The sequence below is a fragment of the Tenacibaculum sp. TC6 genome (assembly GCF_050606265.1).
Lineage (GTDB): Bacteria > Bacteroidota > Bacteroidia > Flavobacteriales > Flavobacteriaceae > Polaribacter.
This window is the reverse complement of sequence record NZ_JBOCUK010000022.1, coordinates 18,563-31,037: the sequence shown is the minus strand read 5'-3', so window position 1 is coordinate 31,037 and position 12,475 is coordinate 18,563. Positions and strand designations below refer to the sequence as shown.

The following is a 12,475-nucleotide window of genomic DNA, read 5'->3' as shown; positions in this document are numbered from 1 at the left end:
ATGGGGAATTTTTTTATTACAAATGGTGAAAAAGTTTTATACGAGAATATTGAAGCTATAATTGTTAGGATTATAGATTTAGATACTGTTACAATTCAAGAAATTAAGACTAATATTTTTAGAACAGTTAAAATATATGAACTTAAACCATCTCAAAACTTTACCCCATCGTCACCAATATATGAAATAAAAACGCTATCAGAAGATAAATGGAACTTAGCACAAAAAAGATATGATATAATTGCTCCTATTTTAAAAATGGATAATAGGAGGAAATTAATAATATTGGCTTCACAAGAAAATGGTATTAGTGTTCCTACTATTTATCGGTGGATAAAACTGTATACTCAAACAGGGCTAGTGTCTTCATTGATAGGGAAAGAAAAATCAGGAGGAAAAGGAAAAAGTAGATTGAGTCCAGATATAGATGATATTATAAATAAAACAATAGATGAAGTTTATTTAAATTCATCTAAAAAGTCTATAAATAAAACTATTAGAATAATTCATCAAAGATGTTTAGATAAAAATCTAAAAAGACCTCATGAGAATACGGTTAGAATGAGAATAAAAAATCTTTCTGAAGAACTTAAGCTTAAAAAAAGATATGGGAGTAAAGAGGCTAAATATAAATTTGAGCCACATAAGGGACATTTTCCTGGTGCAGATTACCCATTGTCAGTAGTTCAGATAGATCACACAGTTGTAGATATTATTTTAGTAGATGAACAAAATAGAAACCCTTATAAAAGACCTCACATTACTGTTGCTATGGATGTATACAGCAGAATGGTTTTAGGTTTTTATTTGTCTTTTGAAACACCAGGAGCTCATGGCACTGGTTTGTGTATCGCTCATTCTATTTTACCTAAAGATTTATGGTTAAAAAAAATAGGCGTTGATGAGCAATGGCCTTGTTGGGGAGTGATGGATACTATACATGTTGATAATGCAAAGGAATTTCGAGGAGATATGTTAAAAAAAGCATGTTTTAATTATGGTATTAATATTGAGTTTAGACCTCCAGGAACTCCACATTGGGGAGGTCATATTGAAAGATTATTAGGTACATTTTCAAAAGAAATTCATAATTTAACAGGAACGACTTTTGCAGATTTGAATAAACGAAAAAATTATAATTCAAAAGAAAAAGCCTCTTTAACTCTTAAAGAGTTTGAAAAATGGATAACTATTTATATTACAAAAATTTATCATAACAAAATACATTCGTCGTTGGGACAGTCTCCTATTCAGAAGTTTAAAGAAGGTATTTTTGGTAGTGAAGAACAAATAGGTAGAGGGTTACCGAAAAAAATAATAAATGAAAGAAGGTTAAGATTAGATTTTATGCCTTTCTATGAAAGGAGCATTCAGGAATATGGAATAGTAATAGATCATATTTATTATTATGATGAAGTTTTGAGAAAATACATTCATAGTACACAAGGTAAAGAAAAAAGAAAGTTTATCTTTAGAAGAGATCCTAGAGATATTAGTATGGTATATTTTTTTGATCCAGAATTGAAAGAATATTTTGAAGTACCTTATAGAAATACGTCATTGCCTCCGATTTCAATATGGGAGTACAAAGATGTGTTAAGAGTTCTGAAAAAAAACAAAATAGAGCTTAATGAAGAAAAGATTTTTGAATCTTACAGAGAATTAGATGAATTAGAACAATTAGCTATAAGAGAGACAAAAAAGTATAAAAAAATTCCTGATAAACAGAAGAAAACAATTTTTGTTAATGAGAATACTGAAGAGTTAAAAGAATCTAAAAAAAATGACGATTTAAAACCATTTGAAGACACGGATGATATTTTTAATTGATAAAGTATGGATAATAAAGATAGGATAAAAATTGTAAGGGAGCCTAAATGGATTAATTATAGTGCAGCTGTACAGATTATTAAAGAGTTGAATGATTTGAAGTTTTATCCGAAATCTTCTAGAATGCCTAATGTTCTCTTAGTAGGAGATTCTAATAATGGAAAAACAGCGTTAATAGAGAAATTCATTAGTTTAAATCCAGCTATGTTTTCTAAGGAAAACAATGAAATGATTTGCCCGGTTATTGGTGTTCAAGCACCTCCTGAACCAGATGAGAGAAGGTTTTATAATTCAATTTTAGAACAATTACTTGCGCCTTATAAAATTTCAGAGAAGCTAGATGCAAGACAAATAAGAGTTAAAAATTTATTGCAAAGGCTAGAGGTTAAGGTTTTAATAATAGATGAGATACATCATGTTTTAGCTGGAGCACCAACGAAGCAACGTAAATTTCTAAATGTTTTAAAGTTTCTATCTAATGAGTTAAAAATTTCTTTAGTATGTGCGGGAACAAAAGATGCTTTTAATGCAATTCAAACAGATCCCCAATTGTCAAATAGATTTGTTCCTAGAGTTTTAAAAAGATGGAAATTTGATAACGAATATAAAAGATTATTATTGAGTTTTGAATCTAAGCTGCCATTAAAAGAGGAATCTCACTTAATAGAAGACGGCTATGCTCAAAAAATACTAGCTTTAAGTGAAGGGTTAATAGGAGAAATATCTAAAATAATTGAACTAAGTACTATCTGGGCATTAGAAAATAACTTAGAAAAAATTACTCCTGATATATTGAATGAAATCAGATACGTTCCGCCTTCTGATAGAAAAAAAATGATATACAAATTATAACCAGTTGGTCTTTATAAAATCATTAAATAAGAATATTTGGCCATTTTATGTAGCTCCTAAAGAAGATGAATTATTCACTAGTTGGTTCTATAGAATGTCATTAGAATGTGGTATTAGACCTATACCTTTTTCGAATTCTTGTTTTGGAAGAGATACTCCATTTTGGAATAGAGATATTGATTTTATTATTCCTAAAAAAATTATTCAAATAGTTTTAAAATATACTCCTTTAAATAAAGAAGAAGTAATAAACATGTCCTTACAAAAATATTCAGGTTTAGCATTTGAAAATTTAAAACTAAATAGTCATAATTTTAATGTAAATCCAATAGGTGTTAAGCATAGGAAAAGAAAACAATACGGTTTGGTCTATTGCCCTTCTTGTATAAACGATAATTATTTTAGAATTTCTTGGAGACTTCAAACAAGTATTTTTTGTGTAAAATGTAAAAAACGTTTAATTGATCGCTGTTTTAAATGTAATGAACCTATTTCATTCTATAGAATAAATTTTGGAAGAAAAAAAAGAATGAATGAATTTTTGTTTTTCTGCTCTAATTGTGGAGCAGATCTGAGAAAAGTAAATATACAAGAGATAACCTTGAGTGAATTGTTGTATCAAAATTTTATTGACACAACAATTCGTTTAGGGTATAATCATGTGTCAAACTATTCATTTTCGTATATAAAAGTCTTACTTATGTTGAGTAGTAAGGTAAAGACTTCTAGTGATTTAAACCAGTTTAAAATTAATTTTCAAGAAAAATATAATATTAAAATAGAAGGTAAAAGAGAAATGTTTTACCTTACTTCTATTGAGGATAAACGAAAGATTCTTGTTAAAGTTAACGAGATGCTTATGGGCTGGCCGGAGACTTTTTTTAAAGTATATAGGCTTAAAAAATTTAATAACTCAAATTTAGTAGATAATATAGATAAAATGCCTTATTGGGTGTATTTTAATTTAAAGTTTAAGAGTTAAAATCTAACCTTTTTAATAATCTAATTTTTAGGTTGTTTTCCTTGTGTTCTATTGGTTGGTATATTATAATTCCATCAGGCTTGAATTTATCATATTTTCGCGCTTTAGACCATCTCAAATTTTCATTAACTATCATTTTTCGTATAAAATTTGTTAACCTCGATGATTCGATATCGCTATGATAGATGTCAGAAAAAAAGCAAGAGTGTGTTCCTGCTCCTTTATCAAAATAATAATAGTTTTTTTGGTTGAAATTTATTTTAAAGAGGATAAATTTAAAAAAGAATTTACTTCCATATGGGGTAGCGGAAAGTACATCTAAATTGATTTTTCTTTTATATTGAGTATAACAAATTTCTTCTTTTACTGAAGAGAGTTTAATAAAATGCCCATTATATCCTTTTTCATCACAAATTTCTATTAATGTTTTAATTATGAAATTATTCCATTGTATTAAGTCATATAGACATAATTCAATATTAGTTTTTGTGACTCCTGGTTCTTTGGTGTCTCCTAATATATTTACACTACCTCCTGTGTATTCTTTACCACCTATAATTTGTTTTAAAATATATTTATTTTTATTAGATTCTTTTGGTACGACTTCATTTTTTGGGGTATGATAAAATGAATAATCTTTAGGTTGTTCTTCTATTATAGGATATATTTCGCTTGTTTGATCTGAGTTTCTATAATCATTATTTTCTTCTATTTTAGTGAATTTATTGATTGTCAGGTTTTTAGATTTGACTGACATGTTGTTGTCATAATTCTTTGCACTTCTAGTATCGTTCAGAACAGAAATTATTAGATTGTCTATATTGAAAAAAGAAAGGTTGTTTGAATCAATACCTACAATTCTATTTGCAAGAAAATTACTGGAATCTATATATTGACCTATCAAATTAAAGTTAATGTCAAAATCAAATGGAATTTTAGAACTGAAATAAACTTTTTTTTCGCCTTTTTTGAATTGAAATAAATGTTCTTTTCTTAACTGATTTATAGCCTCAAGACCGGCATCATTATCTGTAAAAAAATACCTGCCATAATATAGTGTTTCTTTTTTCCCTATTTCTAATCTGTTCTGTGATATTATTCCTGTTTCAATCCCATTTATGTTTTTTCTGCCGATATAATTAACACATTCAATAATTGAGCCTGAAATTATAAGATTATTTAACTTAGTAGAGAATGAAAAGAAAAAGAAATCGTTAATTAGTTGTGAAGGAACAATGATATTAGTTTCTTTTTCTTTTACTATAATCTTTTTTTTATAAAATAATACGTTTTTAAGCTCCTCATGCTTATAATCTATTAAAGGATAATTACTACTGCCTTTTAATAGATTATAAAAGCCTTTATCGTTAAGGTCATTATTATTTAAAAAGGTTTCAATTCTTGATAAACCTTTGGTATTGACTTCTGGACAGTTAACAATATTTCCTTGATAATCGTATATACTGCCTAAAACATACTTACTAGATTTTGCGGAGTGTGCCGTTACATTAATTTTAGTTTTATAATTGAAAGTTACGGGATATTTATTTTCGTTTATATTAATTAACCATAAATTAAAATATAAAGTATCACCATCTATAAAATTTTTACCTTTCCAAAATAAATACCATAAAGTAGTCTTATATGTTTTTAAGTGTTTTGTAGCTATTTTAAATTTTTCTTTAGGGAGATTTGAAGGCATGTTTTTATCTTAATTTATTGTATCCTTAAATTTTTATAAAATTAAGAATTTTAACCTATAACTTAGAGATGATATAGCAAGTATAATAGTTGATACTAATAAGAAATGTTTTTACAATAATCGTTATATCAAAATGAAAAATATTTATAAAGATTATATACAATAGCAAATTTTTAGTGAAAAATAAAAGCCAAAATTAATCTTTTGGCTTTTGTTATTTTTTCATTTATAGGATTAAATAATTTTGAGGTAAATTTATCTCTTATATTAATAATCTCACAGTAGCTTAATTTAATCTCCAGGTTTGTGTTTATGAGGTTTTAATCCTGGATGCTTAGGTTTGTTTGGAGGATTAACTCTTCTTCTCTTATCTGGTGTTCCGTCCTCTTTTTTAGGTTTGGGACCAGGTTTAATTGATTTAATAATATTCATTGTTTATCTTATTTAAGATTCTTTACTTTTTTTGCTCTTGAAATCTTTTGAAATAGACCATTTAGAATTTTCTTTTAAAATAATTTCTTCTATTCTCTGTACTAAAATTCGATATGATTCTTTCTGATTATACGGATCTGATTTTGTTAAATACATAAATTTTTCGGATTTTAAATTCTCTGAAGTCAACCTATATTCTATCCAATTTGCTTGGAATTTTGATAAAGAGAGTATACTTGATATCATAGCGATAGTTAAACTTATGATGCTAATTATTTTAAATACCCATAAGGGTTTGTCATCTGTTATGTTGTTTAAAAAAGGAATTGATAAAGCTAGGAATATTTCTAAAACATGAAATATGTAAAAGAGACTCTTGTTTTTACTACTTTTTTTATCATACCATTTTATCTGATTATCAATTCGCTGTTTAATATATTCTTCTGATTCCATTAGTATTCTAAAATTTACGAATTATTCTTTCCAAATTTTCCCAATTCCAAGAAATGATTTTTGCTGTTTTTAACTCAGGAATTACTGATTTGATGTTGTTTTTGAAAATATGCATTCCAATTACAGGTATACCTTCTTCTCTTGCACATTTTACCTCCCATCGGGCACCAGAAGAATTCCATGTTTTTCCACTCAAAAGAACAATTACACCATCACAACCTTTTATTTTTTTTCTACATTTTTCCTTCCAAATATTTTCAGGCCAAGGTTTCTTTACTGACATATCTACAAAACTAAAAGGAGAACGATTACTTTTAGCTTGTTCTACTAAATAATCTCTGTAGATTTCATCCTTCTTAGCAAAACTTATGAAGACTCGAGCATTTCTTTTATTCTTTATTTGTGATTTAGTTAAATCATTAGATGGGGTAAAAAGATCATATAAAATAGCTCCAACTGTAAGTGCTCCTAAAATTAATGCAGGAGCATTAACTTTAGATTTATCATATGGGTTCATATTTAGATATGATTTTTTTTAACTAAATCCCAATAGCGTGTCCCCATTGCTGTTAATTTACATGATTTTGACTCCATGGCTGCATGCCACATATGTTTAGTGCTTATAGGAATGACTAAATTAACACGATTGTACTTTTGTAACAAAGCAAATTTTTGTGTGTTTTCATATATAGGGTCAGGATATTGTAGTCTTTGTTCCTCTGAACGTTCAGGTTCATAAGTTGGATCAAGTTGAATTTCAGTCCACTTACTATCAAATAATTCAGTTATCATTCTAAGATCACTTCTTGAAATTGGCGGATCAGTTTGTCTTAAACACATAAAGTTTTTTACATTTGTTTTGAAAATCGGTCTTTGCCCCCAAACTCCAATTGCTTGATCAATATGAGCGTACACACTTCCGGGAGTTACTTCTCCTAATAAATTTGCTGCACTTCCATACAGAGCATCAACTAATAAGTTTGTAAATACACCAGATCCATTTTTTTCTTCTGCAGATTGGTTCCTACTACTAGCTGTCAGAATTGTTAATCCATCAGATAAAAATGAAATTTCTTTGTTAATTGAAAGTTCACCGGCAGCGCCAGAATGACAACAATCTAATATTATTATTTTATTTTGAGCATCAGATTCTATTGCAATATCAATTATATCTTTCATTGGAAGACCAGCATCTCCATCTTCACATTCTGAAGTTAGTAGATATCCACCTGTATTTTCAGCATAACCATGGCCAGCAAAATAAAAAAGAGCTGCACTTGTTTTATCTTCAAATAATTTCTTAATATTATCTTTTAACTCTTTTCTTGTTAATTTTGAATCAACCCCATTTGCTGTTAGTAACTTTGTTTGAAAATTTTTAGATCCATCTCCATTCCTTTCCAATGCGGCTTCGACCGAATAGGCATCGTTTACGCACCCATATAATTGAGAAATATTTTCGTAGTAATCAATTCCAACTATTAATGCCTTCTTTATCATAAAATATCAATGTTTTTAAAATTAAATTCAGGTTTTTTATCATATCTAATCCATTTACTGAAATCAATATAATAATTTGAAGAATCTACAGTGTAGATGCTATTAAAAAAGCCATCTAATGATGCCATTTTTACATATGGGTATAGTAATAAATATTCTGAACGTGTAAATGTTTTTTCATCAGATGATTCTTTCGCTATTGGTAATATAGCACAGTTATTAGTCTTTCCGTCAACATAACCTAATTCCCATGGTATCCACTTTGACATAGTAGCTTTAGAAGAGATAGCTAATAATAAAGATTTTGAATGTTTAAGTCTATTTCTAATGAGCTCTGTACTTTCTTTTGTTACATTTGTTCTATCTAAATGACTGTCTACAATCCAATCTACATAAACTTTATAACCTTTGTCAGTTAATTCAGAATACAAACCATTTACTTCATCTTTGTCTAAATAGCTATGTGATAGGAATATATCGAATTTTTCTCTTTCATTTGTAGCCTTAGATAAAAAGATGTTTTTTGATTCATTAATAAATGAACGTTTATTAGAAGCAAGATTTTTTAAATAATTACTTGTGTAAAGTCCCATATATCTACTTATTTTTACCTTCATTCATACATAAATCAATTTTCTCAGAAATTTGGTGCCATTCCCAATTAATTGTTCGATTTCTTTGTAAACCAGATGGGAGCTCTGTAGTTTTAGTTGCTCCATCTATATAAATTCCGAAAACAGGAACATTATTATTATGAGAAAATGTAATTTCTTTTTTAACACCAGTAGCATTGTGTGTATACTTACCTACAAGTACAATTAGCATATTACATTTATTGATTTTTTGGTTAATTAAGTTTTCCCATTCTTTTTGAGGGAGTTTGTGTTTAGATGACCAATCCTCAATTTCAAAAGGTGTTTTACTATTTTTCATTTGTCCAACGAATAGATCTCGGTCAGTTTTATTATAATCAAAATCAAAACTGATAAATGCTCTAGGCTTTGCCATATTAAATATTTTAAAATTATGTTTACAAAGATTTGGTAATTGTTGTTTGGTAAAAACCTGTGGCTAATAGGAAATCTCCTATTTATGTAAAAGGATTATTCATAGATCTTTATTATGAGCTGTTTTAAGTGGTTTTTTTAGGTTTAGTTTGTGTCAAAATTCTGCAAGAAACACTTGCAATTATTAATTTAATTAAAATGATATTGAATGAAAACAACGCTTAAGAAACTGCCTTTTTTTTTCATAGGAAAAAAGGTTACAGAAGAAAGAAAGGAAAACTTTAAAAAGTTAAAACACCCTATTTTATGTAAACAACTAGGAAGAGAAGATACTCAAAGTGTTTGGTATACAAGAGAGCATATTTCAAAATTATTGGAGGAAATAGATCATGCAGGAGGTGATGGAATTAGATTGCATTTTGGCGCATATGAAAAAGGGCATCCTTTAGAAGGACAGTTATGTTTAGTAATGAATGTTACTAGAATAAAGAAGCAGGGTAAATCACAAAAAAGAGTAAATATTTTTCTCGAAGAAGAGCTTGATTATGAAGAGAGATCAAAGTCAGATCGTTTTATTAAAGATTCTGATCCAAATGTAATTAAACGGGATTTTAACTTTGGCTCACCTTGCCCTCCTAGATGTGAGGAAGAAAGTAATATTATTCAAGAAAATTAAAATTTAATTAAAATTTAATTTATTATGTATATTGTCAGAGTGAAAGGTTTGATTAGTTACGAATATATTTATTTAATTCCAATGTTTTTAAGTGCAATAGTAAGTGTTAGAAGCTTTCTATACAGTAGTAAAAAACATTTTAGAATATTTTCAAGCCTTTTACTGCTGACCATTCTTGTTGAGTTATTTGCTATTTGGTGGAAATTATGTTTATATAAAATAGAACTCTGGAATTTTGGTCGTTCTAATTTATGGATTTATAATGCTTTTTTATTTTTTAGGCATGTTTATACACTGCTTTTTATGTATTTCATTATAAGGGACTCTCTTTTTAGAAATATAATTAAATGGTCTCTAATACCGTTTGTATTATTTACTTTACTCAATTATTTTGTTATACAAACTCCTTTTAATGTAAATAGTTATACTATTATTTTATCAAATATAATTTTAGTACTTACATCTTTAATATACTTTAAACAAGTATTAGAGGAAACAACAATAGTCAAATTATCTTCTAATCCAGAGTTTTGGATTTGTTTGGGTATATTTTTATATTATACGGGAACCTTGCCTTTTTTTATTTTATTTAATAAGTTAATACTTTCATCATCAAGTTATTTAAACTCCTTTTTATTTATAAATGACACTTTGAATATAGTAATGTATTCACTGTATTTAATAGGTTTTTTATGTTTACCTCTGAATCAGAAATAATACTAACAATAATAGTATCAACAATTCTGCTTTTACTTTTTAGTGGAGCAATAATATATTTTCTATTTAAATATCAACGAAAACGATATTTTCATCAAAAAGAAATGTTAGAATTAAAAGAATCTTTTAGTAAAATTTTATTGAATTCTAAAATTCAGATTCAAGAGCAAACATTAGATCATATTTCGAAAGAACTGCACTCAAATATTGGTCAGTTAGCATCATTAATTAATATTAATTTATCTGAAATTTTGCATAACCCTAATAAGGAAAGTATTCTTGAAACTAAAGTACTAACTAAGTCACTTATATCTGAATTAAAATCTATAAGTACGGCTTTAAATACTGATTATATAATGAAAATAGGTTTCGAAAAAGCTTTAAAAAATGAATTAAATAGAGTTTCTAAGATAATGAAATACCCTGTTAACTTTAAAGTTCTTGGAAATAGTTTTAGTATAGGGCCAGAAAGAGAAATAATTTTATTTCGACTTTGTCAAGAGGTTATTAATAATATTATACAGTATGCGCAAGCAAGTAAAATAGATATAGTTTTAGAGTATAATAATGATTCAATTAAATTAGTTATAGAAGATAATGGTGTTGGTTTTGATACTGATTTGGCTAGAGAAAATAGAGATAAAAACAGTAGTACTGGATTATTAAATATTAGTAAACGAGCTAAAGTTATAAATGCAAAGGTAAATATTGTAAGTAAGTTAAATTTTGGGACTAAAGTTTTCTTGTTAATTTCCAGATAGAATTAAAATTAAAATAAATGATTCAAGAAAATAATAATAATAAGATAGAAATTTCTATTGTAGATGATCATAATCTTTTCAGGAAAGGATTAGTTAAGCTAATTAACTTAAGAAATAAAGATGACAAATATCAAATATTATTTGAAGCAGAAAATGGTGTTGATTTACAGAAAAAATTAAGACTTTTAGGTATTCCTAATATAATTTTTTTAGATATTGATATGCCTGAGATGGACGGTTACGATACTGTATCTTGGATAAAGGAAAATTATAAGGAAATAAAAATAATAGTCATTACAATGTTTGAAAATGAAGAAGCAGTTATCAAGATGATAAAAAGAGGTGTTAATGGGTATTTATCTAAAGACCTTGAAGTAGAAGATATTCATAATGCTCTAGAAACTGTGGTTTCAGGGAATAATTTTTTTCCAAATTTTGCAGCTGAAATTATGGCTAATAACATTGGTAACATAGACAATACAGGACATATTAAAGTTGGTTTATTAGCTGGAATATCTGAGCGTGAAAGAGAGTTCTTAAATTATGTTCCAACAGATCTTACCTACAGTCAGATTGCAGAAAAAATGTTTTTAAGTGAAAAAACAATTGATGGTTATAGAGGAGCTATGTTTAAAAAGTTTAATGTAAAGAGTAGACAGGGTTTAACAACGTTTTTGTTAAGAAATAAAATAATAAAGTAATAAGAGTTTTTTACAGTTTTTCTCATTTACTTATGTAAGTTTATCATCTACTAATATAATTTATCATTTTCTTTTAGAATTGACAGGAGGTAAAATAGACGGTAGCCTCTTTGCTAACATTGTTTTTCCTGCTCCGGGAGGACCAATGAGAATGATATTATGTCCACCGGCAGCAGCAATTTCCATACAACGTTTAATAGACTCTTGTCCTTTAACATCAGCAAAATCAAACTCAGGAAAGTCAATGTGTTTGTAAAACTCAGCACGGGTATCAACAGTGGTCGGTTCAATAGAGTTAATACCATCAAAATGATTAATAACTTCCATAATGTTGCTCACCCCAAGAACGTTTAAATTATTAACAATAGCGGCTTCTTTAGCGTTTTCTTTAGGAAGAATAAAATGTTTAAAACCTTCTTCACGAGCTTTGATGGCGATGGGTAAAGCACCTTTTATAGGTTGTAAACTTCCGTCTAAAGACAATTCTCCCATAATTATATATTCTTGAATACTTTCCGATTTAATTTGGTTTGAAGCGGCTAAAATTCCAATAGCAAGAGGTAAATCGTAAGATGCCCCTTCTTTACGTATATCAGCAGGAGCCATATTGATAATAATCTTTTTTCCGGGGAGTTTATATCCGTTATTATTTAAAGCCGCTGAAATTCGATAAGAACTTTCACGAACAGCATTGTCGGGAAGTCCCACTAAATGGTATCCGATACCTTTATCAATATTAACTTCAATAGTAATCGTAGTTGCTTCAATTCCGAAAACGGCAGATCCATAGGTTTTTATTAGCATGACTTTTTCTTTTTTATAAAGATATATATTTTAATAAACTAACTATTTTTTTGGGTTA

General features: G+C 27.8%; 13 protein-coding genes and 1 pseudogene. 6 read left to right on the top strand and 8 right to left on the bottom strand.

Annotation, left to right across the window (positions count from 1 at the left end):
• Genes ACQY1Q_RS12090 through ACQY1Q_RS12080 form a run of 3 tightly spaced genes read left to right on the top strand, consistent with a single transcriptional unit; the run spans position 1 to position 3,664 of the window.
• A complete protein-coding gene (locus ACQY1Q_RS12090; protein ID WP_431005581.1) occupies positions 1–1,830 on the top strand; it encodes a Mu transposase C-terminal domain-containing protein in 1,830 nt (609 codons plus the stop codon).
• A 6-nt stretch (positions 1,831–1,836) separates the two neighbouring features.
• Positions 1,837–2,682 carry a TniB family NTP-binding protein gene (locus ACQY1Q_RS12085; RefSeq protein WP_431005580.1) on the top strand — a complete coding sequence of 282 codons (846 nt, stop codon included), beginning with the start codon at positions 1,837–1,839 and terminating at the stop codon, positions 2,680–2,682.
• Positions 2,683–2,686: 4 nt separating this feature from the next.
• Complete coding sequence (locus ACQY1Q_RS12080; RefSeq protein WP_431005579.1) at positions 2,687–3,664, top strand: TniQ family protein; 978 nt, start codon at positions 2,687–2,689, stop codon at positions 3,662–3,664.
• On the opposite strand, the gene ACQY1Q_RS12075 is transcribed toward ACQY1Q_RS12080, so the two are convergent.
• The 7 genes from ACQY1Q_RS12075 to ACQY1Q_RS12045 form a co-directional block, all read right to left on the bottom strand.
• Positions 3,654–5,366 carry a hypothetical protein gene (locus ACQY1Q_RS12075; RefSeq protein ID WP_431005578.1) on the bottom strand — a complete coding sequence of 571 codons (1,713 nt, stop codon included), beginning with the start codon at positions 5,364–5,366 and terminating at the stop codon, positions 3,654–3,656. The genes ACQY1Q_RS12080 and ACQY1Q_RS12075 overlap by 11 nt on opposite strands.
• 291 nt (positions 5,367–5,657) lie before the next feature.
• On the bottom strand, positions 5,658–5,798 hold the full coding sequence (locus ACQY1Q_RS12070; RefSeq protein WP_431005577.1) for a hypothetical protein: 141 nt from the start codon (positions 5,796–5,798) through the stop codon (positions 5,658–5,660).
• 12 nt (positions 5,799–5,810) lie between these two features.
• Positions 5,811–6,251: a DUF4231 domain-containing protein gene (locus tag ACQY1Q_RS12065; RefSeq protein WP_431005576.1), complete on the bottom strand. Its 441-nt coding sequence runs from the start codon at positions 6,249–6,251 to the stop codon at positions 5,811–5,813.
• A 7-nt stretch (positions 6,252–6,258) separates the two neighbouring features.
• Positions 6,259–6,768, bottom strand: a complete 510-nt coding sequence (locus ACQY1Q_RS12060; RefSeq protein ID WP_431005575.1) for a TIR domain-containing protein — start codon at positions 6,766–6,768, stop codon at positions 6,259–6,261.
• 2 nt (positions 6,769–6,770) lie between these two features.
• A complete protein-coding gene (locus ACQY1Q_RS12055) occupies positions 6,771–7,751 on the bottom strand; it encodes a caspase family protein (protein WP_431005574.1) in 981 nt (326 codons plus the stop codon).
• Positions 7,748–8,344 carry a toll/interleukin-1 receptor domain-containing protein gene (locus tag ACQY1Q_RS12050; protein WP_431005573.1) on the bottom strand — a complete coding sequence of 199 codons (597 nt, stop codon included), beginning with the start codon at positions 8,342–8,344 and terminating at the stop codon, positions 7,748–7,750. Before ACQY1Q_RS12050 ends, ACQY1Q_RS12055 begins: the two co-directional genes overlap by 4 nt.
• A 4-nt stretch (positions 8,345–8,348) precedes the next feature.
• A complete protein-coding gene (locus tag ACQY1Q_RS12045; RefSeq protein ID WP_431005572.1) occupies positions 8,349–8,759 on the bottom strand; it encodes a TIR domain-containing protein in 411 nt (136 codons plus the stop codon).
• A 207-nt stretch (positions 8,760–8,966) separates the two neighbouring features.
• Here ACQY1Q_RS12045 and ACQY1Q_RS12040 point away from each other — a divergent pair, with 207 nt between their 5' ends.
• From ACQY1Q_RS12040 to ACQY1Q_RS12030, 3 genes are all read left to right on the top strand, one after another.
• Complete coding sequence (locus tag ACQY1Q_RS12040; protein ID WP_431005571.1) at positions 8,967–9,434, top strand: hypothetical protein; 468 nt, start codon at positions 8,967–8,969, stop codon at positions 9,432–9,434.
• Positions 9,435–10,126: 692 nt separating this feature from the next.
• On the top strand, positions 10,127–10,912 hold the full coding sequence (locus ACQY1Q_RS12035) for a sensor histidine kinase (protein ID WP_431005570.1): 786 nt from the start codon (positions 10,127–10,129) through the stop codon (positions 10,910–10,912).
• Between the two features lie 17 nt (positions 10,913–10,929).
• Entirely contained in the window at positions 10,930–11,613 is a 684-nt protein-coding gene (locus ACQY1Q_RS12030) for a response regulator (protein ID WP_431005569.1), read from the top strand.
• An 81-nt stretch (positions 11,614–11,694) separates the two neighbouring features.
• Here ACQY1Q_RS12030 and ACQY1Q_RS12025 read toward each other — a convergent pair.
• A pseudogene (locus tag ACQY1Q_RS12025) lies at positions 11,695–12,417 on the bottom strand (magnesium chelatase domain-containing protein); the annotation flags it as partial.
• Between the last annotated feature and the right edge of the window lie 58 nt (positions 12,418–12,475).